This is a genomic window from Aquificaceae bacterium, from assembly GCA_037481935.1.
GTDB lineage: Bacteria > Aquificota > Aquificia > Aquificales > Aquificaceae > Pampinifervens.
Map to the genome: position 1 here is coordinate 22100 of JBBFKQ010000012.1, position 21568 is coordinate 43667.

Below are 21568 nucleotides of genomic sequence, written 5' to 3' on the forward strand. Positions count from 1 at the left end.
GGTTTTTATAATATGCTTTAGTGAGGTTTTGTCAAGTTGTGAGTGAGCGGTAAGCAAGGGGAAGAAGCTTAAGGGTGTAGTAGCAGTTTACAAGAAAAAAGGCAAAGTAAAAGGGCTTTGAAAGGGATGGGTTAAAGGCCTCTGTGATGAGGGCAAAGGTAAGGGAGGGGATGCCAGCAAAGAGAAACCTCTGAGGAATTTCCTGACTAAGTAGTTCCTTTAGGGTGGGTATACTCTGCCTTCCCATCTTTGGAGCGTAGAGCCTCCACCAGAGGAGGAAGGGGACTATATGGTAGGAAGCACCCACAGTTATGAAGGTTAGAAAGCCGTAGAGCATACCATCCCAGTGCCAGCCCATAAGACCGTAATTTCCACTTCCAGCGGATGCTATTCCCACAGCCATGAAGAAGACCAACATAAAAAGCCCAAGTGTGAGGTATTGCACTGATATGTCAAGCCCTTTCAGGGGGCTTCTTCTTTGCAGAAGGCTCATGTACAGGACAAGAGTAAGGAGCAGTAAAGAAAGAAGCATTAAAAGACCAGAATAGGCAATGAGCGCAAAGTTACTTCTATACCAGCCGTAGAGGAAGACAGGTAGGGGAAGATTGTATAGGATAAGGATCCACCATATTGCTTTTCTGTGCTTTATTTCTTCAATCTGAAGCATGGGAACAAAAACATAGTAAGCCCCAATTATCACATTCATGAAAAGACCTGTGGTTAGAGTATGCTTTATGAGGCCGGGGCTGAGCTTCATGAACATGAAGATGCCCGAAAGGGCAAAGTATAAACCTCCAAGGAAGAAAAAGATAACAACCGGGTCTTTGAGGTTCTTTGTGTTTAAGATAAGGAAGAAAAGGCCGAGAAAGCCAAAAGGCATAAAAAGAATCCATGATATATGGGATTTCCAGAGCAGAAAGAAAAGGTTTATAAAGGTGAGCAGGAGATACAGGTATGTAAGCCACTCCCATCTTATCCTTATACCCTGAAGGGTTGGATACATCTGAAAAAGCGTCCCCATTATAAGGGACGGAAAGGCTATGAAGATGAGAAGGTCCCTGTAAGGCATGCCAAAGAGTTTCAAGATTAGAGAAAGGTCAATGAGAAAAAGACACAGGAGTATGTAAATAGAGGTAAGCTTTACAAAGGAGGCAGGTCTTATCATTTGCCCACGAGCCTTCTCAGCTCTTTGAGAAGCTCCTGGAATTTTTCGTCGGACATTCTCCTTATCTTCTTAGCCTGCCCAAGGTTCACCGTATGGGGAAGTATTTTTCTGAGTATGGGGTTTTTGAGAGGTGTGAAGCCGTATTTTATGAGAACATCAAGGGCTTCAGGAACTTTTTTCAGAAGCTCTCCCACATTGGTTTCTTCGTTTATCTCAAACTCAATCTCCCTTGCACATTCAGACTCCTCAACCTTCAGGGGCTGGGAGGACTTTTTCCATATCTTTAAAAGGTATCCTTCCTCCGTTTCCTTCAGTTCGTAAGTATATCCCAGCTCCTCAAGCCTTGGCAAAAGATGGGTAAAGGGTCTTGAACCAAGCACTTCAAGCACTTCTCCCTCCTCCAGCTCCCCGAGGGCCTGGGCTACTTTTACCATAGGCTGAGGAGGTTCAAGGTTTCTCACATCAAGCCTCTTCATGGCTCACCCCCAAAGAGGTATCCCTCAAGCTCCACATCCACAGAGTATCCAAGGGCTTCAACTTTCTCCTTAACCGCCTGAAGAAGGTAGCCTCCTACGGGACAAAAGGGACTTGTAGGCTTTATCACAACCTTTAATCTATTTTCCCCTATCTGGCTTATCTCCCTTACAATGTTCATACTTACAATGTCAAGACCCGTGTGAGGGTCTATGACTTCTCTCAGGGTTTCAAACACCTCCTTCATGGCTATCTTCCCTTTATTCTATCTCTAAAAAGCTCATGACATGCCATACAACCCTGAAGCATGTTCGTGTATGTCCTGAAGGCTTCATCCCTTTTGCCCTCCTTTATAAACCTTATAACCTCCTCCGCACCTCCATGAACCTGCCTTTCAAAGGCGGGCATCATCCTTGAAAAATCCTCCCTCATTGATGGGTCTATGTATCTGAGAGGTCCTCCTTTAGGAACAGGGTGCTCAGCTATTTCCTTTGCACCCTCAAGGACCATGGCATCGTTATTTAGGAGAAAACCCTGAAGCATTTTGAGTGTGGACTGATTCACCAGTTGCATCACCTGCTTGAGGGTAAGCTCGCTCTCCAACTCATGTGAAAAGCCGAGGGCGAGGCTCAGAGTTAAAAGCAGGGCAAACTTTTTCATCTTACAACCTCCCAATCCTTATTTTCCAGAAGTCTTTTTCGTGTTCTACATACTCCCATCCAACCCTCTTGGGAAAGGTAATAGCCATCTGAAAGTACAGGGGCAGAGGGTCGTGGTCGTTAATGATTAAAAAGGCCTCTCTTTCCGTCAACTCAGAAAACTTCTTCATAACAAGAGGATGTCTTAAACCGTGTTCAATGGGCCTGAGGTCTATGGTCTCCTTTTCCAGAAAGTTCTGGCTTCCAAGGGCTACTTCGTAAAGAAGTGATTCACTTTCCGGCATGAAACCAAAAAGCTCAGCCGTATCCACCAGAAAATAGTATGGCGCCTCAGCCTTTCCAAACCTTTGACCGAGTATGAACCTGCCCGAGCCCTCTGAAAGGATGTATACCCTGACATAAGCACAGGCTGAAGGCATGAGACCTTCCAGCATTCTTACCTTCACTTCGTCTGTGCCCGCACCAACATCCAAAGTTATTACACCATGCATGGGATTGCCTCCTGTGGAAAGATAAGTTAATCCATGAAATAAGTATGTAAATGATTACAATCATATTTTAATACTTATAAGTTTTTCTAATATCTTGACAAACAACTCCTTATATTCTATATTAATATCTGTGATTTAAATCAAACTGGAGGTGTATTATGAAAAGGGCGCTTCTGGCACTACCCATTGCAACCTTCATCTTTTCCTGCCAGCCAAAACCTCCCGAAAAGGCTCAGGAACCTACTAAGCCAGTAGAACAGCCAGCTGTAGTTGAAAAGAAGGAAGAGGCGGTAAGCGATAAGGGCATAGGACCAGTAACAGAAGTTCAGCTTGGACCCATAGACCAGACTCTGGTAAAGAAAGGTAAAGAAATCTTTGATTCCAAATGTGCCTCCTGTCACAAACTTGAGGAGAAATATGTGGGACCCCCGCTTAAGGGTGTAACAAAGAGAAGAAAGCCCGAGTGGATAATGAACATGATACTAAACCCTGCGGAGATGGTCCAGAAGGACCCCGTGGCAAGGGGACACCTTGCTGAGTATCCCATACAGATGCCCTTTCAGGATGTTTCAAAGGAAGACGCAAGGGCAATACTTGAGTATCTGAGGAGCGTTGATGAAAAGTAAAACCTTATAAAGGAGGTGTTGCCATGCTGGGCAAGAAGAAGTTGATGGTTGGAGGGCTATCAGCCCTCGTAGTGGGTGCCTTGCTGACAGGCTGCCCGCCAAAGAAAGAGGCGGTAAAAACAAGCGCTGTAGGCGTAGATGCGGCATCAAAGGTCTATGTGCCACCGGGTAAACAGGACGAGTTCTATGTTTTCTTCTCCGGAGGCTTCAACGGTCAAGTAACCGTCTACGGTGCACCTTCAGGCAGGATACTGAAGGTCATAAAGGTTTTCTCTGTTGACCCTGAAACGGGCTATGGCTTTACACCAGAAACCAGACCCATGCTCATGACATCGCATGGATTTTTACCCTGGGATGATACTCACCACCCATGGCTTTCCCAGACTAACGGAGAGCACGACGGAAGGTGGCTCTTCATTAACGCCAACAACACTCCGAGGATAGCAAGGATTGACCTCACCACCTTTGAAACTACTGAGATAATTGAAATACCAAATGTAGCTGGAAACCACCCATCTCCTTACGGAACAGAGAACACAGAATACGTGGTATCAGGTTCAAGGTTTTCTGTGCCAGTGCCGCAGAGGGACGTTCCCATAGAGTCTTACAAGGAAAATTTCAAAGGTGTTATTAGCTTCATAAAGGCGAACGAACCCGGAAAAATGGATGTTGCCTTTCAGATACTCATGCCAGGTTTTAACTATGACCTCGCAAGGTGTGGCAGGGGTCCCTCTCATGGCTGGTGCTTCTTCACCTCCTACAACACAGAGCAGGCCCACACCCTCCTTGAAGTAAACGCATCAAAGAACGACAAAGACTTTATAGCTGCCGTGAACTGGAAAAGAGCGGAGGAATGCGTGGCTCAGGGCAAGGCTAAGGAAATGCCAGCCACCTACTATCACAACTACTACGATGAGAAAAAGCACATGGCGGTATCAGAGGTTAAGAAATCTGTCAAGGTGCTGGACCCAAAAGAATGCCCCGGTGTTGCCTACTTCCTGCCAACTCCCAAATCTCCACACGGCGTTGATGTCTCCGACGATGGTGAATACATAGTGGGCGGTGGGAAACTGGCAACGGTCATACCCATTCATTCCTTCTCAAAGATGCTCAAGGCTATAGAACAGAAGGCTTTTGAAAAAGAAATAGATGGCATTCCAGTTCTTAAATACGATGCAGTCCTTCACTGCGAGCTTGAAAAGCCCTGCCTTGGACCACTGCATACAGAGTTTGATGGTAAGGGGTTTGGATATACCTCATGCTTTGTCTCCTCTGAAGTGGTAAAGTTTGACTACAAGGGATGTAAGGTGGTTGATAGGGTCCCCACTTACTATTCTGTGGGACACCTGCTTATACCTGGCGGAGATACCAAAAAGCCCTATGGTAAGTATCTCATAGCGATGAACAAGATAACCAAAGACAGGCAACTCCCTGTAGGTCCAGAGCTCCTTCAGTCCGCTCAGCTCTACGATATAAGTGGGGAAAAGATGCAGCTTATCCATGAATTCTTTACCATAGGTGAACCTCACTATGCGCAGGCCATACCTGCAGACAAGATAAAGGACAAAGTTAAGAAGATTTACCCCCTTGCTGAGAACGAGCACCCCTATGCGGTAAAGGCGGAGAAAGATGCAAGGGTTGAAAGAAAGGGCAACGAAGTCCATGTATACATGACCATGATTAGGTCTCACTTCGTCCCTGACAACATTGAGGGCGTAAGGGTAGGGGACACAGTCTACTTCCATCTTACCAATCTTGAACAGGACTGGGACATACCTCATGGTTTTGCGGTTAAGGGTTCAGAGGATGCAGAAATTCTTGTCATGCCCGGTCAGACAAAGACCCTTGTATGGAAACCTAAGGCTCCCGGTGTTTATCCCTTCTACTGCACTGACTTCTGCTCCGCACTTCATCAAGAGATGCAGGGCTATATAAGGGTTTCTCCAGCAGGCTCTAATGTGCCTCTCAAATACTACACTGGCACTCCACCCACTGCACAGAAGTGAGGAGGTGAGCTATGAACATACTTTCAAGAGGGCTTCTTGCCCTCGCCTCTCTTTTACTTATCTTGACTTACTTCTTCCCACTCTGGAAGATAGAACTTATAGCCCCCCAGTATCCAGAGGGGCTGAGGATGTTCATATGGGTAAATAAGATAACCGGTGGAACGGAGTTTGACCTGTATAACATAAACCTCCTCAACCACTACATCGGCATGAAACCTATAGAGCCGGAGGCTATACCGGAGCTGAAGATAATGCCCTTCATAGTCGGCTTCCTTATAGCCTTCGGCCTTCTGTCATCCCTGCTTGGAAAGCGTGTCCTACTCTATGCCTGGGTAATAACCTTTACTCTTCTCGGCATAGCTGGTCTTGCAGACTTCTACAGATGGGGCTATGAGTATGGGCACAACCTTGACCCAAACGCTCCCATAAAGATACCCGGCCTTGCCTACCAGCCACCCCTTATAGGAACAAAGCAGCTTCTTAACATGCTTGCAAGCTCCTATCCAGACATGGGCGGATACATAATGGGGCTTTCCTTAGCCCTTGGCTTTGTTGCCATAATTCTGGATATAAGGCTTTCAGGAGGCTTGAGAATGGAGGTAAAACCGGCATGATACTCCGGGTGCTATGGGCTTTCCTCCTGCTCCTTTTTCTTTTTTCCTGTAAATCGGATAAGCCAGAACCCATAAAACTCGGTGAAGATGTATGCGAATACTGTAAGATGGTCATTGCAGACGAGAGGTTTGCAGCGGAAGTGATAACCAAGAAGGGTAAGGTTTACAAGTTTGACGCCATAGAGTGCATGGTGGGCTACTTCAACGAAAACGAAGAAGATATAAAGAAGGCCTATGTGGTGAACTTTCTGAACCCAAAGGAGTTTATCCCCGCAGAAGAGGCTGTTTATGTAAGAAGCCCGGACATAAGAAGCCCAATGGGTATGAACCTTTCAGCTTACAGGAGCGAGGAGGAAGCTAGGAAGATGCTTGAAGGAAAACAAGGAGAGATACTGAGGTGGTCTCCTCTTAGAGAGTTCATAAGAAGGGAGTATAAATTTTCTCACTGAGATGCTAGGCTTTGTCTTTTCTGTGATAGTTGTATGTTCTGAGTGTGAGTTTAAGGACCTTCAAAGTGCCATAAATAGTGCAAGGGATTGGGACAGGATAGTTGTAAAGTCTGGAACATACAAGGGACCCGTAACGGTTGACAGAAGGGTTGAACTTATCGGTGAAAGGGAACCCGTCCTTGACGGTGAGGGAAAACATCAGGTGTTGACCATAAGGGCGGACGATGTAAGGGTGGAGGGGTTTGTAATAAAAAACTCGGGCATGTCCTACAGCGAGGATATAGCTGGGCTGAAGGTTATAAATTCAAGGAATTGTGTTATAAAAAACAACAGATTTTTAAATAACTTCTTTGCCCTTTACCTTGAAAGGGTCTCGGGCTGTCTCGTGGAAGGTAATAACATAGTGGGCTTTGCAAAGACGGAGGGGTCTTCGGGCAATGGCATACATGCATGGAGCTCGGAAGGATTGATAATAAGAAAAAACTTTATAAAGGGCCATAGAGACGGCATATACTTTGAGTTTGTTAAGGATAGCCTTATAGAGGGTAATAGAAGTGAGTATAACCTGAGGTATGGTCTTCACTTTATGTTTTCCAACGATGATGTTTACAGGAATAACCACTTTTACAAAAATGGTGCTGGTGTTGCGGTCATGTATTCAAGAAACATAGGTATGGAGGGGAATATATTTGAAAGGAATGAGGGTCTTGCGAATTACGGGCTTCTGCTGAAGGACATAACTGACAGTAAGCTCTACAAAAACAAGTTTATGAACAACACACACGGTGCCTACCTTGAAGGTTGTAACAGAACCACCTTTGAGGAAAACCTTTTTGAAAACAACGGATGGGCAGTCAGGATATACGCCAACAGTGAGGATAACCTATTTAGAAGAAACTCGTTCATAGGCAACGCCTTTGATGTATCCACCAACACCCTTTCCTACTTCAGGAATACCTTTGAGGGTAATTACTACGACAGGTATGAAGGCTATGACTTGGACAGGGATGGATATGGCGACCTGCCTTACAGACCTGTATCCTTCATAGCCTTTCTTTTTGAAAAGTATCCCCTGACCCTCATACTGTATGAGAGCTTTCTTGCGCGTCTTCTGGATGCTATGGAAAAGCTCATACCTTTGCTTAATCCAGAGGCACTTGTAGATAAAAAACCCCTCATGGTGAAGCCGTGATAAAACTTGAGGGTATATATAAGTCCTTTGGAAAAAGGGTTTTCTTTGACAACTTGAACCTTGAATTTGAGGCTGGCAAGACAACCGCCCTGCTTGGACCAAACGGTTCAGGAAAAACTACCCTTGTAAAAACCATACTTGGACTGGTCATACCTGAGAGGGGAAGAATCACCTTTGATGGTAAAGAGGTAGGGAGCGATGGCTTTTATAAAAGGCTGATAGGCTACATGCCACAAGTTCCAGAATTTCCAGAAAACCTCACACCAAAGGAGATTGTGGCTATGGTGGAGGACCTGAGAGAAGAAAAGGCAAAAAGGCTTGAAGAAATGCTTCAGCTTCTAAGGCTAGAGGGGGAAATGAACAAAAGGTTTGTAAACCTCTCCGGAGGCACAAAGCAGAAGGTTGGTGCTCTCGTAGCTTTAGCCTTTGACCCACCCATACTCGTTCTGGATGAACCTCTTGTGGGGCTTGATCCCATAACCGCCTTCAGGCTAAAAAAATTCATACTTGAGGAAAAGCAAAAGGGTAAAACCATACTTTACATATCCCACATAATGTCAGAGGTTGAAGAGCTCGCAGACCATGTAGTTTTCATCACGGAGGGCAAAATAATCTTTCAGGGCAGTCTTGAAGAATTGAAAAGCTCCACTGGAAAAGATAGAGTTGAGGAGGCCGTGCTTTGTTTGCTAAGTTGATAAAGTATGAGCTTTATGACCTTTTCAAGAGTAAATGGATTGTAGGCCTATTCCTCTTTTACTTACTCGTGACCTATGTTCTGCTTGAGCTGGGAAGAGACTTTAAAAAGGCACTAATAAGCCACAACAACCTTTCTCTCATCACCCTTACCCTTTTTTCCCTGCTTCTATCTACTAACTACCTTTATAACAACAAAAACTTTATAGAATTTGTGCTTACACAACCCGTAAAAAGAAGCTCCTTATTTGTCTCCCTCGCGGTAAGCCTTAGTATAGCGATTGCAATAGGCTTCTCTCTTGGCTCATTTCTGCCCTTCTACTATCACTTTGGAATTGTGCCCCTCTACATAAAAACCATAACCTTTAATCTTTTGCTTATACCCCTCTTTGTGCTATCTGGACTGCTGATCGCTATCCTTATAGAAGATAAACTCAAAGGACTTGGACTTGTGCTCCTCCTTTGGCTTTTTTCCTCCACCCTTTATGATGGCATAATACTTTACCTTATTCTTATTTTCTCCGATTACCCAGTTGAGAAAGTTCTTCTTTTCCTAACACTTGCAAACCCCATTGACCTTATAAGACTCGTAGCCCTCATGGAGACAGGTCTTTATGAAGTTATGGGTTTTGCGGGAAAATGGGTTGCAAAGTATCTCAGAGAACTTTGGTTTCTGCCCGCCCTTCTTTCACTTTTTTACACCTTCATACTGCTATTGCTTGGTCTTTATACCTTCAGAAAAAAAGACTTTTAGGAGGTATGCCATGTGGTTTTTTCTCCTGATATTATTGGTTTTCTCCTGTGGAGAGCCTGCAGTTCAAAGAGAAGTAAAGAAAAAGGAGCCTGAAGCAACAAAAGTTAAAGAGCTCTTTAGGTCAAAAGGCTGTACAGACTGTCACGACAGAAGAGTTCCTCTTGTAGGTCCTCCTTTTCTGGAAATAGCCAGAAGATACAGAGGACAGAAGGATGCGGAAGATGTTCTTCTGAAAAGCCTGAAGGAAGGTTCCTGCAGAAAATGGAAGGCAAGGTGGGAATGCATGCCTCCTCAGAGGCTTGAAGAGGCTGAGGCAAGGGCAATGGTAAGATGGATACTCAACCTCACCTCAGAGAAAGAAAGCTTCCAGTAGCCTCATCGTAGGTTATGAGAAGGCTTTCTCCCGGCTTTTCAGGGGTTATGAATTCAAATTCCTTTACTTTTTCCTTGTGAGCGGTCTCCTCAAGCCTCAATGTCAGTTTTTGATTCCCCGCTTTTAAAAAAAGCTCTTCGTAAACGAATATGGAAGCATCTTTTCTTATGCCTCTGGGATTGTAGACCCTTGAGTATATTAGCTCCTTACCCCTGTAAACCTCTAGCTTTATAGATGACCTCTCCTTCACAATGGCATTCTGAGCCTGCATGTGCCTCAAAGATCCACTCCCGATTCCTTTTGTTTCCCTAACAGGAGATGACCTGTATTTGAAGCTTATGACCACTGCAGACATGTCTGTGGGGTAAAAGGCAACCCTGTGTGTGGTAAGGGGATAAAAGAGGAATACGGGAAGGGTAAGCACAGAAACCGCAAGAGGATAGTTTATCCTGTTCGTGGCTAAAATCTTCACACCCTGTCCTTCCTTTGTAGACTCCATGAACTCCCTTATCTCCTTCTCTACAGACTTTACATATGGCGCCTCAAGAATCAGCACCCTTCCACCCATCACCTTCTTTTTAAGTATGGGTCTTCTCTTCCTTTCATACCTTTCTTCCAGCCATTTGTTTCCCTCCCTGAAATAGCAGTCTTCATACTCGCAGGAGATTATGACAACTCCTTCAACACCCATATCCAGGATTTCTTCCACATGGTATGCGTTCACGGCACCCACACAGGGAACGGTAAAGACAGCAATACCCTCTTTTTCTGGCGGAACTGCACTGAATGGACATCTAAAGACCGCACAAAAGGGCTTTTCTTTCTCTATTTTTTCAATGTATTCATGTATGGGATAGGTTGGTATGTCTATAACAAGGGCACTGCATGAGCCCACACATATACCACAGCCTGCGCACTTGACATCGTTCAAAATAGCCTTTTTCTTGCCCTCATAGTCCCTCATGGTTATGGCTTCGTAAGGACAGTCTATGTAGCACTGTTCGCACCCAGTACACCTTTCAAAGTCTATGTGTGCCGGTGGGTTCCTTCTTCCCTTTATGAGCCATGGAAAAGCGAAGAGAAAGGTGAAAAAGCCCAGAAATATAAGCCAGTTGGCGGACATGGGTATGTATTTAAGAAGGGGGTAACCAAAGAGGTAAAACCAGTCCACACTCATCTCAAAAGGCAACCTGTTCATGTAGGCTGGTGGGTCGCTCTTTGCAGGAAAAACAACGGAAAGCATTATGAGAAGGACAGTTATGGTTATGTAGAGAAACCTTGGTGGTATAAGTCTTGGTCTGGCGTTTCTCATAACATGAACCCAGAGGGTAAAGACTATGAGTATGGTAAGGGCTATATGGGCAAAGAGCAGAATTCTGAAAAGCCCGCTGAGATACTTTATATCGCTTCCAAGGAAGGCGCTCATCAGAGCATCTCCAAAGACTGGCAGGAAGGAGAAGAACTTGGCAGTCAGAAGCCCAGTGAGCTGTGCCCTCTCGTCCCAGACCAGTATGTAGCCCGATATTCCGATAGCCAAAAATATAAGAAGAGTGGCAACGCCTGTGACCCACGCAACCCATCGGAACATCCTGAACCTGTCCGTTATTATCACATGCACCATATGGGCGAGGGTTGTAAGTATTAGGGCATCAGAAGAATATCTATGTAGTCCCCTCATTATATTTCCCAGAAAGCTTTCGGATATTCTTTCCACAGACTGGTAGGAGGTCTGAGGGTCTATGCTGTAAAAGAAAAAGAGATAAACACCTGATATGACATCTATGATTAGAAGGAATATGGCGATAGCACCAAGATGATAGAGAGGATTTAGCCTTGAAGAAAAGAACCTGCTCATAAGGTAGGAAAACTTCTGAAAGCCTACGTATAATAGCTGTATGCTCGCCATCTGCATGAAAACCTCCTGTAAGCAGTTACTCACTTAACAATATAATATAAGCCCTTTATTAAAGACTTATGCGTTTTAATTTAAAGTTAAAAGATGATAAATTTAATTATTGACAAAAAAATCTTCAGATATTAATCTATATAAACAATCACTCACCAAGGAGGTGTAGCCATGGAGGAGAAGGAAAAGAAAACGCCCTTCCTTCAACTGGTGCTGGATGATTTCATGTTTCTACTTTTTCTAGGGGTCACGATTTATGCAGTCTCCTACCTCATATGGGGGCTTTTGGAGCTTGCGTGGCTCTCTCCTATACCAGATGAAATCAAACAATCCCTTTTAGGAGGTAAGTGACATGGCACTGCTACCACCAGAAGAAGGATGGTATTTCAAACGGGTGGCAAAAGATGAAAAGATGTGGATAGCCATAGCCCTTGTGGTTTGCCTGGCCCTCTTTTTCTGGATGATAGTATGGCATGTCTATGGAAAACAGAACCCATCCTTTACCACCTACAGGACTACTCCCCAGGAGTTTAACGCCCTGACACAGGCCTTCATACAGAAGTATAAGATAGGAGAGGAAAAGGGCATACCTGTGGTGGAACCCCCACCCAACAGCGATGTTTTTCTTCTGGGTAAGATGTGGGCCTGGGAGCCTATACTTGTGCTTAAAAAGGGTCAGGAATACAGGTTTCACATATCCTCCCTTGACCTTCTTCATGGCTTTTCCCTGCAGCCTGTAAACATGAACTTTATGGTTTTTCCTGGCTATGACTACGTGCTCACCTTCAGACCCACATCCACCGGTGAGTTCTACATAGTCTGCAACGAGTTCTGCGGTATAGGGCATCACATGATGATTGGAAAAATCATAGTGAAGGAGTGAGGAGGTTTAGCCATGTTTAGAACATGCGATATTACTGGACTTAAAGTTGACCTGAGGGCTGAGAGGCTAATACAGCTGAATGCAGTCATGGCTGTGGTCTCTCTGCTGATTGGAGTAATAGCTGCGCTACTACTTGTCTTGACAAGGTGGCAGGTTGTGCACCTCCTGCCTGCTGAATGGTATTACAGGGTCCTTACCCTTCACGGTCTGAATGCCCTGATATTCTGGATTGTCTTTTTTGAGATAGCAGGGCTTTACTTTGGCTCAACGGTTGTTCTCAACTCACGCATGTCTTCACCAAAGTTTGGATGGCTTGCCCTTACACTTATGGTCCTTGGCTTTTTACTGGTTAACTACACCATACTCACGGGCAATGCGGACGTTTTGATGACATCCTATGCACCCCTTCAGGCACATTCTCTGTATTACCTCGGTGTAATCCTCTTTGCAGTTGGAGCCCTTGTGGGGGTTTTCCTCTTCTTTGCAAACCTTCTTATAGCGAGGAAGGAGAGAACCTACGGAGACTCATTACCACTGTTTACCTTTGGGCTTGTGGCAGCTGCTATAATTGCCACTTTGACCCTTGCAACTGGCGCAGTTATATACATACCCACCCTGCTGTGGTCTCTCGGAATAATAAAGACCATGGATGCAGGCGTTTACAAACTTGTATGGTGGGGTCTTGGACATTCTTCCCAGCAGATAAATGTGACCGCTATGATAGCTATATGGTATCTTGGGGCTTTTCTCACAGTTGGTGGAACATCCATAAATGAAAAGGTCAGTAGGCTCGCCTTTGTCTTTTACGTAATAGGCATAAATGTTGCATCTGCACACCACCTTCTTGTAGACCCTGGACCAAGCCCGGCATGGAAGGTCTTCAATACGAGTTATGTGATGTATATAGCGGTTCTTGCCTCCATGATACATGCCTTTGCAGTTCCTTCCGCAGTGGAATCTGCTCAGAGAAGAAGGGGCTTTACCAAAGGTCTCTTTGACTGGCTCAAAAATGCACCTTGGGGCAATCCAGCCTTCTCTGCAGTGTTTCTTTCCATCATAATCTTTGGCTTTATAGGTGGCGTCACGGGGGTTGTAAACGGTATGGAACAGACCAACATAATAGTTCACAATACGCTTTCCATACCCGGGCACTTTAAGGGAACGGTGGTGGGTGGAACCACACTTGCCTTCATGGGTGCAACCTACTACCTTATACCCCTCATATTCAGGAAAAAGATCGCCTTCTTCGGGCTTGCAAAGCTCCAGCCATGGGTATTTGGCGGAGGCATTTCTTTGCTTGCCGTTTCCATGTATATACTTGGAGCTTTTGGAGTTCCAAGGAGACACTATGACATTACCTTTTCTGGTGGACCCTTTACCTACACCTTCAACCCTGCAACGGACTTTTTCTGGGTTCTTTTTGCCATTGGAGGCATAGTTACGGTCATAGGCGCTCTCATGTGGATACTTATAGTGGTGTTTTCTGTATTCTTTGGACAGTCAGTAAGAGGTCCTCAGGATATGCAACTGCAGATTGCTTCACCCCCACCTCCTGCGAAGGAACATCATGGTTTTGAGGCACCGGGAACTCTGACCCTCACCCTTCTTTTCATGGGCGTGTTCCTTATATTCCTCCTGCTCAACTGGGGATGGCTTGCAGCCATGTGGGAGGTAAGATGATGTTCTTTTACCTTTCACTGTCCCTCTTTTCCCTTGTAATGGCCGGTCTCTTTGGTCTACTTATAGCCCTTACCAGAATGCCGGCCGTATCCCTCCTTAAATCCCCTGAGCTCTTCTATCACTTTCTTGTGGGGCATGTGACCTTTTCCATCACTCTTTGGCTTATGACCTTTACCCTTGCCTATTGGCACTACAGAGAAGGCAGGAAGGGAAGGGTTGCACCTCCAGCCACCCTACTGGGTATGCTCCTCCTTTCCCTTTCCTGCCTTTTACCCTATGGAGAGCCCTATCTTAACAATTATGTACCTGTTGTGGGAAGTCCCATCTTTTACCTGGGACTTTTCCTCTTCTTCTGCGGTTTTCTTCTTGAAGCTCTGCAAAGGTTGAAATATGCAAAAAGACTGGATGAACTTTATCCTCTCTCCATTCTCTTCGGCATCCTCACCCTTTTTTCCATACCCTCATCCCTTCTTATAGCCCACCCTGAAGGTGGTATGAAGCTCTTTTTTGAAAGGCTTTTCTGGATACCAGGGCATTTCCAGCAGTTCATGTATGCTTCTGTGATGCTTGCGGTATGGCATGAACTTCTTAAAAAAAGCTCTGGTAGTGTGGTGAACAGTCCTCTGTTGAAAGGTGCCAATCTTCTTCTTTTTATGTCTGCCTTGCCACTGCTTCTGGGCTTTTTTATGGACCCCCTTTCTGAAAACTTCAGAAGGCAGATAGCCCTTTCCTTTGGTGTTGGGCTTGGTGTGCCTGTGCTTCTTCACAGTTATCATGTGCTCAAAAACATCAGGTTAAGCTGGAACGTGGCTACAATTAGCCTTTTGTTCTCCATGACTGTGTATCACGCAGGTGCTCTTATAGCCTACGGCGGTATGCAGAGCGACTTGAGAATCCCAGCCCACTATCATGGCGTTGTCTCAGGTGTAACCATAGCTTTTATGGGGCTTACTTACTATATGCTTAAAGAAAAGCTTGGCTATGTCTTCTGGGAAAGTGTTGCAAAACTCCAGCCAACTTTCTTCGGTCTTGGAATAAACCTTCTCGTTCTTGGCTTTTACCTGGCAGGCAACATGGGTGCACCAAGAAAGACGTACGGATTTGAGTATGTTCAGGATACAAAGGTGATACTTGCTCTGAATGTTATGGGTTTTGGTGGATTGCTGGCAGTGCTAGGTGGCATTCTCTTCATATCCTACACCACCCTTTCCCTTTTCAGAGGTTACAGGAATGTCAGTGTTTCTTAGTTTTCTGCTTCTCCTTTTATCTTGGGGCAGTGAACTGCTACCAGATGAGAAGAAAACTATAGGCACATACGTGCCAGATGTGGTTTTGGAAGACAGCGAGGGAAGGGTCTTTCGCATAAGAGAGCTGAACAGAGTTGTGGTGCTGAACCCCATATACACAAAATGCACATCCGCCTGCCCGCTCATGACGCAGGGTCTAAAAAGGGCAATAAAAGACCTTGAAGAGAGCCTCGTAGTCCTTTCCCTGACCTTTGACCCCAGGGATAACCCTGAAGACCTCAGGAGGTTCAGACAGGCTCACAACCTGCCAGAAAACTGGTATGTGGTAAGGAGTAAAAAGGCAGATAGCCTTTTGCAAGCTATAGGCTACAGATATAGTTATAACGAAAAGCTCGGGGAGTTTGACCATCCAAACCTCTATGTGGTGCTCACACCCTCCGGAAAAATATCAAGATACCTCTATGGAGTAAACCCAAAACCCAGGGACCTTGAGCTTGCAGTGCTTGAAGCCAAGAGGGAAGAGGTAAGGCTTAGCCCCATAGAAGGTTTCTGGCTCAGGTGTTTCAGGTATAACCAGGAAAGAGGGGCTTACGAAATAGACTGGTTTTTTGTCCTCAATGTGGCTGGAGGAATTACTACCTTTACACTAATTCCAGCTCTTGTATGGGGTAGAGACATTTACAGGTTTTTCAGGTCATTTCCTTATTTTTTCGTGAAAAACTCTTGACATACCGTAAGTAATCACTTATATTATAAATATGAGTAAAATCACCTAAGGAGGTCATAGCCATGGGTAAGAAGGTATTGCTGAGCGGTGTGCTGGGGGCAGTAGCCCTCGCAGGCAGTGCAGTAGTCTATGCTCAGAACCAGAAAAAGGAGGAACTTCCTCCCCCTCCCCCCATAACAAAGGAGGAAATGGAAATAGCCAAGCAGATTTACTTTGACAGGTGTGCTGGATGTCACGGAACGCTCAGAAAAGGTGCAACCGGACCAGCCCTTACCCCCGATAAGACACGACAGCTTGGAACTGAAAGCCTGAAGGTCTTCATAACTTATGGAACTCCCGGTGGCATGCCCGACTGGGGAAGACAGGGAATACTCAATGAAAAGGAGATAGACATACTGGCGAGGTTTTTACAGCATGACCCACCTGCACCCCCGGAGCTATCCCTTGCAGACCTGAAAAAGACATGGAAGGTCTATGTGCCACCTGAAAAAAGACCCAAAAAGCCCGAGCATAACAGAAACTGGCAGAATTTCATGGGTGTAATACTCAGAGACGTGGGTAAAGTGGCCATAATTGACGGGGATACAAAAGAGCTTGTTAACATAGTGGATACAGGCTTTGCAGTTCACATAATAAGATACTCTGCCTCTGGAAGATACATGTATACCATAGGAAGGGATGGAAAGGCGACCATGGTAGACCTGTGGATGAAAAAGCCCGACACCATAGCAGAAGTTAAAGCCTGCAATGACGCAAGGTCCATAGACTCTTCCAAGTATAAGGGTCCAAAGGGAGACTTTCTTGACAAGCTGGCAATAATAGGGTGCTACTGGCCACCCATGATGGTTATACTGGATGGTCAGACCCTTGAGCCCCTCAAGCTCATCTCCACAAGCTCCTATACCTACGACACCAACGAGTTTGTGAGAGAGGCGAGGGTTGCTTCCATAGTGGCTTCCCATTATGACCCTGAATGGATTGTAAACATAAAAGAAACAGGTCAGATATGGCTCGTGGACTACTCCAACGTAAAGGCTCCGAAGATAACCATGATAGAGGCGGAGAGGTTCTTGCATGATGGTGGATGGGATGCTTCAAAGAGATACTTCCTTGTAGCTGCCAATTTCAGAAACAAGGTCTCCATGGTGGACACAAAAGAAAAGAAGCTGGTGGCAAACATAGAGACTGGCAAGATTCCTCATCCGGGCAGGGGTGCCAACTTTGTCCATCCACAGTATGGACCTGTATGGTGCACAGGCCATCTGGGTGACAACACGGTAGCCTGCATAGGAACTGACCCTAAAAGGAAAGAATACTTCGCCAAAGTTGTGGCAAAGGCCGAACTTCCGGGTGAAGGCGGTGGAAACCTCTTTATAAAGACCCATCCAAAATCTGAAAATCTCTGGGTGGACAGACCTCTCAACCCTGACCAGAAGCTACAGAGAAGCGTAACCGTCCTTGACAGGAACACCCTAAAGGTAAAAGCTCAGATAGAAATACCCGCAGAGTTTCAGGGAAGGGCAGTCCATCCTGAATACAACAGAGATGGCACCGAGGTATGGATTTCTGTATGGGGTAAAAAGAACGAACCAGAAAAGCAGGCAATACTTGTCTATGACGACAAAACCCTAAAACTAAAACATGTCATAAGGGGCAACTGGGTTGCCACACCGGCGGGCAGGTTCAATGTTTACAACACCATGAAGGATATATACTGATGAAAAGCTTTCTCCTGTCCATGGTTTTCTGCTCCCTCCCCCTTGCCGGGGGGGTGGAGCTTTATCAGAAATACTGCTCTTCCTGTCATGGAGAGGACAGACTTGGGAAAGTCGCACCTCCCCTCTTTTCCCTTCCCCCCTTTTTTAACCTTAAGGAAGATGAAAAACTCTATCAAGCCATAAGAGAAGGCACAACGGGTATGCCAGCCTTCAGGGATTTGAAGGAAGAAGATATAAGGGCTATAGTGGAGTTTATCAAAAGGCCTATTGAGAAGGAAAAGTTAAGATGGAATAAGGATAAGATTGAAGAGAGCAAGGGAAAAATAGAGCTTGAAAAGATAAGCATAAGGAACCTGAAAGACTATACCCTTGTAGTGGAGAGGGGCAAAAACCTCGTTTGGGCTATGGAGGGGGAAAGAGTCCTGACAAAGTTTCCCTTTGTGAACATGCACGGAGGCATAAAGTTTTCCCCTAAGGGAGAAGCCTACATACCATCAAGGGATGGATGGATAGGGAAATACAGTTTCTCTGAGGGTAAGCTTGAAAAGGTAAGGGCGTGCATATACCTCAGAAACATAGCCCTTTCACCAGATGGTAATCTGCTCGTAGCCGCCTGCTGGATTCCCTCACAGCTTGTCCTTTTTGACAGAGAGCTAAAACATGTAAAGAGCATAGAGCTTGAGGGCAGGGTCAACGCAGTTTATGAGCTCTATGGGAGAAATTCCTTCGCATTCACCTTCAGGGACAAACCCCTTGTGGGCTTTCTTGACTACCAGAGGCTTTCCGTAAGCTACGCGGACATTGACAGTCCCCTTGAAGACTTTACCATAGACCCTTTTGAGGAGTATCTCATAGGAAGCACAAAGGATGGGCTGAAAGTTTATTCCCTCAGAGAGCTGAAGCCTTTGAGGGAACTAAAAACCGCGGGGCTACCACACTTAGCCTCAGCCTATTTCTGGTATTCAGGGGGAAAATTCTACTTTGCCACACCAATACTTAAAAGACCCACCCTTTCCCTCTGGAGGGCTTACAGCTGGGAGCATGTGAAGGACATACCCCTTGCAGGTGAGGGCTTTCTTGCAAGGAGTAACTACGGGACACCCTTTGTCTGGGTTGACAACTCCTCCGACAGCATGCTTCTTTTTGACAAAAGAGAATTTAATGCAAGTAGCCTGAAGGTTATTGACGGCAAGAGGGCGGTCCACACAGAGTTTACGGGGGATGGAAGAATAGCCTATGTGAGCGTGTATGAAAAGGACGGTGCCCTTGTGCTTTACGATGGAGTGAGCCTCAAAAAACTTGCCGAGTATCCAGCGAGCCTTCCTGCGGGGAAATACAACTTTGTGAACAAGTCAAAGAGGTTTGAGCCTGCACAGCTCGGCTATCAGGTCTTTATGGAAAAGTGCTGGGGCTGTCATCACACAACGAGGGAGGCCTTTGGTCCACCCCTCAGGTGGTCCGTGCAAAACAGAGAAATCTCACTAATTATGGCTCAGATACTAGACCCCCAGAACACCCACAAACTTCTTGGCTACTCAAGGAGTGCCATGCCAAAGATTGAATTGAAAGAAGAGGAGATGAAGGCTCTTATAAAGTTTATGGAGGCTCTGAAGGATGGCTGGATGGATTAAAGGAGGAAAGTATGCTTAGGATTACGGAATACATAAGAGAAACCCTTGAGGGTAAAAAGTCAAGAGCCTTTGAGGGTGTTATCCTCATATGGAACCTCACCAACGCCTGTAACCTCTACTGCAAACACTGCTACTCATCTGCCAATCAGGAAAGGGAAGGGGAGCTCTCTCATGAGGAGGTGGTGAGCCTTGTGCATAGATTGCCTTCTGTGGGAGTAAGGTTTGCCATACTTTCTGGGGGCGAGCCACTCCTGCGGGAGGACATCTTTCAGATAGCGGGTCTTCTGAAGGAAAGAGGTATAAGAACTTACCTTTCCACAAACGGTCTTCTTGTAAAAGAACAAATTGTAGAAATAAAAAAGCACTTTGATTATGTGGGCATAAGCGTAGATGGTGAGCCAGAGGTCCACGATGCCTTCAGAGGCAAGAGGGGAGCTTTTGAAGAATCCCTCAAAGCCGTAAGGGAATGTCTGAAGGAGGGTATAAGAGTAGGACTCAGGTTTACCCTTACACCCGCTACTTCAAGGAGTCTCCCCTTCATCTTCTCCCTTGCGGAGAAGGAGGAAATTCCAAAAATCTACATATCCCATCTTGTATACTCTGGCAGGGGTAAGAGGCTTTCAGACCTTGAAAGGGAAGAATACAGAAGGTGGGTGAGGTTTATTCTTGATAAATCCTTTGAATATGTGGAAAAGGGCATTCCCATAGATGTGGTCACAGGCAACAACGAAGCGGACGCAGTTCTTCTGTACAGGGAGTTTGTAAAAAGATATCCAAGGCTTGCAAAGGGCTTTTACGAAAGGCTCCTTCTCTGGGGTGGCAATCAGGCAGGTGTGAGGCTCATGAACATAGACTTCAGGGGCAATGTAAAGCCAGACCCCTTCTTTTTCCACGGCGTGGGTAATGTGAGGGAAGAGGACATATTAAAAATATGGCAGGGCAATGGTCTACTTAGCTTTCTCAGAGAAAAGCCAAGAAGGCTAAAGGGAAGATGTGAGAGGTGTTCCTTTATAGGCATATGCAACGGAAACTCAAGGGCGAGGGCTTATGCGGTTTACGGAGACTACGCAGAGGAGGACCCTGCATGCTACCTCTGATATTCCTTCTCCTGACCTTCCCAATCCTTGCTTTTGCCGAAAAGCTCTACGTGGTTGAGAGGGAAAGGGGAAGTCTTGCAGTGGTGGTGGATGGAAGGCTTGTAAAGGAAATAGAAGGGCTTGGAAATCTGAACCACGCCACACTGAAGCTCTGGAGAGGTAAGGCATACCTTATAAGCAGGGATGGATACCTTAGCCAGATAGACACTGAAAAGGATGAGCTTTTAAGAAAAGTCAAGGTCGGGGAAAGCGCTATAGGAATCGACTTTACGAGAGACCATATAGTGGTTGCCAACTATGAACCGAAGACGGTTGTGGTTCTTGACGAGGAATTAAACGTGGTTCAGAGCCTTAATACAGGTTCAAGGAATGTAGGAATAAAGGGTTTTGAGGTGGGCTTTGTCTTTTCCCTCATGGACAGAGATGAGATATGGCTTGTAAAGGATAAGAGCGTGAAAGTCTTTGGAAACGTCGGGGCTATGCCCTTTGATGCCCTTCTTAAGGGGAATGTTTATGTGGTGGGCTTTTTCAAAGAAGGAGGTGTCGGGCTGCTGGATGTAAAGAGGGAGGTTTACAGGAAAGTAGTCTTCTTATCTGCGGGCAAGGAAGTGGTATTCAAGATACCCCACTTTGGCACATGGGGAGTTTCAGGCGACAGAGCCTTCATACCAGTCGTTGGAGAAAGAAGGCTTTACTTGGTTAACCTAAGAAACTTCAACCTTGAAGGGCATGTGGAGCTTTCAGGACTGCCTGTGTTTGCAGTTATCTCACCGGATGGAAAGTATGTAGCGGTAAACTTCAGCGGGGATAGGGAAGACTATGTGGCCCTTGTGGATACAGAGAAGCTGGAAGTTGTAAAGGAAATGCGTGTAGGCAGTAGAGTTATGCACATGAGGTTTTCAGGTGATGGCAAGAGGCTCTACACTTCTTCCTACTTTGATTCAAAGCTGAAGGTCCTTTCTGTTCCCTTTCTTGAAATACTGGAAGAGGTAGGCATACCAAACCCCTCAGGGGTTTTTCTTATAAAGTAAGGAGGTGTAGCCATGGGTAAGGTTTACCTTGTGGGAGCAGGTCCAGGAGATATGGAGCTTCTTACCCTCAAGGCTTACAGGCTCATAAGGTCTGCAGAGGTCATACTCTACGACAGGCTCGTAAACCCTGAGATTCTTCTGCTTGCAAGACC

Annotated in this window: 24 protein-coding genes; 18 read left to right on the forward strand and 6 right to left on the reverse strand. The window is 45.7% G+C overall.

Translation table 11 applies throughout. From position 1 onward, the window contains the following. Positions 1–31: 31 nt before the first annotated feature. Genes WHS43_09130 through WHS43_09150 form a run of 5 tightly spaced genes read right to left on the reverse strand, consistent with a single transcriptional unit; the run spans position 32 to position 2789 of the window. On the reverse strand, positions 32–1165 hold the full coding sequence (locus WHS43_09130) for a hypothetical protein (protein ID MEJ5339799.1): 1134 nt from the start codon (positions 1163–1165) through the stop codon (positions 32–34). Beyond that, positions 1162–1641, reverse strand: coding sequence for a DUF1858 domain-containing protein (locus WHS43_09135; GenBank protein MEJ5339800.1), 480 nt, complete (start codon positions 1639–1641; stop codon positions 1162–1164). Before WHS43_09135 ends, WHS43_09130 begins: the two co-directional genes overlap by 4 nt. Continuing rightward, positions 1638–1886 carry an iron-sulfur cluster assembly protein gene (locus WHS43_09140; GenBank protein MEJ5339801.1) on the reverse strand — a complete coding sequence of 83 codons (249 nt, stop codon included), beginning with the start codon at positions 1884–1886 and terminating at the stop codon, positions 1638–1640. The genes WHS43_09135 and WHS43_09140 overlap by 4 nt, the downstream gene beginning before the upstream one ends. Positions 1887–1888: 2 nt before the next feature. Then, positions 1889–2299: a hypothetical protein gene (locus WHS43_09145; GenBank protein MEJ5339802.1), complete on the reverse strand. Its 411-nt coding sequence runs from the start codon at positions 2297–2299 to the stop codon at positions 1889–1891. A 1-nt stretch (position 2300) separates the two neighbouring features. Continuing rightward, complete coding sequence (locus WHS43_09150; protein MEJ5339803.1) at positions 2301–2789, reverse strand: DUF2249 domain-containing protein; 489 nt, start codon at positions 2787–2789, stop codon at positions 2301–2303. Positions 2790–2947: 158 nt separating this feature from the next. On the opposite strand from WHS43_09150, the gene WHS43_09155 reads away from it, so the two are divergent. The 8 genes from WHS43_09155 to WHS43_09190 are packed head-to-tail and all read left to right on the forward strand — an operon-like array spanning position 2948 to position 9496. Continuing rightward, positions 2948–3415, forward strand: coding sequence for a cytochrome c (locus tag WHS43_09155; GenBank protein MEJ5339804.1), 468 nt, complete (start codon positions 2948–2950; stop codon positions 3413–3415). Between the two features lie 23 nt (positions 3416–3438). Then, positions 3439–5421: a Sec-dependent nitrous-oxide reductase gene (nosZ, locus tag WHS43_09160; protein ID MEJ5339805.1), complete on the forward strand. Its 1983-nt coding sequence runs from the start codon at positions 3439–3441 to the stop codon at positions 5419–5421. An 11-nt stretch (positions 5422–5432) separates the two neighbouring features. Further along, positions 5433–6035, forward strand: a complete 603-nt coding sequence (locus WHS43_09165) for a hypothetical protein (protein MEJ5339806.1) — start codon at positions 5433–5435, stop codon at positions 6033–6035. After that, positions 6032–6484, forward strand: coding sequence for a nitrous oxide reductase accessory protein NosL (locus tag WHS43_09170; protein ID MEJ5339807.1), 453 nt, complete (start codon positions 6032–6034; stop codon positions 6482–6484). Before WHS43_09165 ends, WHS43_09170 begins: the two co-directional genes overlap by 4 nt. A gap of 1 nt (position 6485) precedes the next feature. Continuing rightward, positions 6486–7676, forward strand: a complete 1191-nt coding sequence (locus WHS43_09175; GenBank protein MEJ5339808.1) for a nitrous oxide reductase family maturation protein NosD — start codon at positions 6486–6488, stop codon at positions 7674–7676. After that, complete coding sequence (locus WHS43_09180) at positions 7673–8371, forward strand: ABC transporter ATP-binding protein (GenBank protein ID MEJ5339809.1); 699 nt, start codon at positions 7673–7675, stop codon at positions 8369–8371. Before WHS43_09175 ends, WHS43_09180 begins: the two co-directional genes overlap by 4 nt. Further along, a complete protein-coding gene (locus WHS43_09185) occupies positions 8356–9123 on the forward strand; it encodes a NosY protein (GenBank protein ID MEJ5339810.1) in 768 nt (255 codons plus the stop codon). Before WHS43_09180 ends, WHS43_09185 begins: the two co-directional genes overlap by 16 nt. Before the next feature lie 10 nt (positions 9124–9133). Beyond that, positions 9134–9496, forward strand: coding sequence for a c-type cytochrome (locus WHS43_09190; GenBank protein MEJ5339811.1), 363 nt, complete (start codon positions 9134–9136; stop codon positions 9494–9496). Here the strand turns inward: WHS43_09190 and WHS43_09195 are convergent. Further along, positions 9468–11408 (reverse strand): hydrogenase iron-sulfur subunit, encoded by a 1941-nt coding sequence (locus WHS43_09195; GenBank protein MEJ5339812.1) that lies wholly within the window; start codon positions 11406–11408, stop codon positions 9468–9470. The genes WHS43_09190 and WHS43_09195 overlap by 29 nt on opposite strands. Before the next feature lie 165 nt (positions 11409–11573). Between WHS43_09195 and WHS43_09200 the strand changes: the two genes are divergently transcribed. From WHS43_09200 to WHS43_09245, 10 genes are all read left to right on the forward strand, one after another. Further along, positions 11574–11753, forward strand: coding sequence for a hypothetical protein (locus WHS43_09200; protein ID MEJ5339813.1), 180 nt, complete (start codon positions 11574–11576; stop codon positions 11751–11753). A gap of 1 nt (position 11754) precedes the next feature. Further along, positions 11755–12285 (forward strand): cytochrome C oxidase subunit II, encoded by a 531-nt coding sequence (locus tag WHS43_09205; GenBank protein MEJ5339814.1) that lies wholly within the window; start codon positions 11755–11757, stop codon positions 12283–12285. 12 nt (positions 12286–12297) lie between these two features. Beyond that, a complete protein-coding gene (locus WHS43_09210) occupies positions 12298–13965 on the forward strand; it encodes a cbb3-type cytochrome c oxidase subunit I (GenBank protein ID MEJ5339815.1) in 1668 nt (555 codons plus the stop codon). Next, positions 13962–15212, forward strand: a complete 1251-nt coding sequence (locus tag WHS43_09215; protein ID MEJ5339816.1) for a cbb3-type cytochrome c oxidase subunit I — start codon at positions 13962–13964, stop codon at positions 15210–15212. Before WHS43_09210 ends, WHS43_09215 begins: the two co-directional genes overlap by 4 nt. After that, positions 15196–15939: an SCO family protein gene (locus WHS43_09220; GenBank protein MEJ5339817.1), complete on the forward strand. Its 744-nt coding sequence runs from the start codon at positions 15196–15198 to the stop codon at positions 15937–15939. Before WHS43_09215 ends, WHS43_09220 begins: the two co-directional genes overlap by 17 nt. A gap of 62 nt (positions 15940–16001) precedes the next feature. Then, a complete protein-coding gene (locus WHS43_09225) occupies positions 16002–17657 on the forward strand; it encodes a cytochrome D1 domain-containing protein (protein MEJ5339818.1) in 1656 nt (551 codons plus the stop codon). Beyond that, entirely contained in the window at positions 17657–19288 is a 1632-nt protein-coding gene (locus WHS43_09230; protein MEJ5339819.1) for a cytochrome D1 domain-containing protein, read from the forward strand. Before WHS43_09225 ends, WHS43_09230 begins: the two co-directional genes overlap by 1 nt. A gap of 11 nt (positions 19289–19299) precedes the next feature. Continuing rightward, positions 19300–20385 carry a radical SAM protein gene (locus WHS43_09235; GenBank protein ID MEJ5339820.1) on the forward strand — a complete coding sequence of 362 codons (1086 nt, stop codon included), beginning with the start codon at positions 19300–19302 and terminating at the stop codon, positions 20383–20385. Next, entirely contained in the window at positions 20373–21416 is a 1044-nt protein-coding gene (locus tag WHS43_09240) for a cytochrome D1 domain-containing protein (GenBank protein MEJ5339821.1), read from the forward strand. Before WHS43_09235 ends, WHS43_09240 begins: the two co-directional genes overlap by 13 nt. A 12-nt stretch (positions 21417–21428) precedes the next feature. Beyond that, a partial coding sequence (locus tag WHS43_09245; protein ID MEJ5339822.1) for an SAM-dependent methyltransferase occupies positions 21429–21568 on the forward strand: 140 nt, incomplete at its 3' end.

Excerpts from the sequence above, each read along its gene's own strand:
- WHS43_09130 (MEJ5339799.1), bottom strand. The coding sequence starts at position 1,165 with ATGATAAGACCTGCCTCCTTTGTAAAGCTTACCTCTATTTACATACTC.
- WHS43_09135 (MEJ5339800.1), bottom strand. The coding sequence starts at position 1,641 with ATGAAGAGGCTTGATGTGAGAAACCTTGAACCTCCTCAGCCTATGGTA.
- WHS43_09140 (MEJ5339801.1), bottom strand. The coding sequence starts at position 1,886 with ATGAAGGAGGTGTTTGAAACCCTGAGAGAAGTCATAGACCCTCACACG.
- WHS43_09145 (MEJ5339802.1), bottom strand. The coding sequence starts at position 2,299 with ATGAAAAAGTTTGCCCTGCTTTTAACTCTGAGCCTCGCCCTCGGCTTT.
- WHS43_09150 (MEJ5339803.1), bottom strand. The coding sequence starts at position 2,789 with ATGCATGGTGTAATAACTTTGGATGTTGGTGCGGGCACAGACGAAGTG.
- WHS43_09155 (MEJ5339804.1), top strand. The coding sequence starts at position 2,948 with ATGAAAAGGGCGCTTCTGGCACTACCCATTGCAACCTTCATCTTTTCC.
- nosZ (MEJ5339805.1), top strand. The coding sequence starts at position 3,439 with ATGCTGGGCAAGAAGAAGTTGATGGTTGGAGGGCTATCAGCCCTCGTA.
- WHS43_09165 (MEJ5339806.1), top strand. The coding sequence starts at position 5,433 with ATGAACATACTTTCAAGAGGGCTTCTTGCCCTCGCCTCTCTTTTACTT.
- WHS43_09170 (MEJ5339807.1), top strand. The coding sequence starts at position 6,032 with ATGATACTCCGGGTGCTATGGGCTTTCCTCCTGCTCCTTTTTCTTTTT.
- WHS43_09175 (MEJ5339808.1), top strand. The coding sequence starts at position 6,486 with ATGCTAGGCTTTGTCTTTTCTGTGATAGTTGTATGTTCTGAGTGTGAG.
- WHS43_09190 (MEJ5339811.1), top strand. The coding sequence starts at position 9,134 with ATGTGGTTTTTTCTCCTGATATTATTGGTTTTCTCCTGTGGAGAGCCT.
- WHS43_09195 (MEJ5339812.1), bottom strand. The coding sequence starts at position 11,408 with ATGCAGATGGCGAGCATACAGCTATTATACGTAGGCTTTCAGAAGTTT.
- WHS43_09200 (MEJ5339813.1), top strand. The coding sequence starts at position 11,574 with ATGGAGGAGAAGGAAAAGAAAACGCCCTTCCTTCAACTGGTGCTGGAT.
- WHS43_09205 (MEJ5339814.1), top strand. The coding sequence starts at position 11,755 with ATGGCACTGCTACCACCAGAAGAAGGATGGTATTTCAAACGGGTGGCA.
- WHS43_09210 (MEJ5339815.1), top strand. The coding sequence starts at position 12,298 with ATGTTTAGAACATGCGATATTACTGGACTTAAAGTTGACCTGAGGGCT.
- WHS43_09215 (MEJ5339816.1), top strand. The coding sequence starts at position 13,962 with ATGATGTTCTTTTACCTTTCACTGTCCCTCTTTTCCCTTGTAATGGCC.
- WHS43_09220 (MEJ5339817.1), top strand. The coding sequence starts at position 15,196 with ATGTCAGTGTTTCTTAGTTTTCTGCTTCTCCTTTTATCTTGGGGCAGT.
- WHS43_09225 (MEJ5339818.1), top strand. The coding sequence starts at position 16,002 with ATGGGTAAGAAGGTATTGCTGAGCGGTGTGCTGGGGGCAGTAGCCCTC.
- WHS43_09230 (MEJ5339819.1), top strand. The coding sequence starts at position 17,657 with ATGAAAAGCTTTCTCCTGTCCATGGTTTTCTGCTCCCTCCCCCTTGCC.
- WHS43_09235 (MEJ5339820.1), top strand. The coding sequence starts at position 19,300 with ATGCTTAGGATTACGGAATACATAAGAGAAACCCTTGAGGGTAAAAAG.
- WHS43_09240 (MEJ5339821.1), top strand. The coding sequence starts at position 20,373 with ATGCTACCTCTGATATTCCTTCTCCTGACCTTCCCAATCCTTGCTTTT.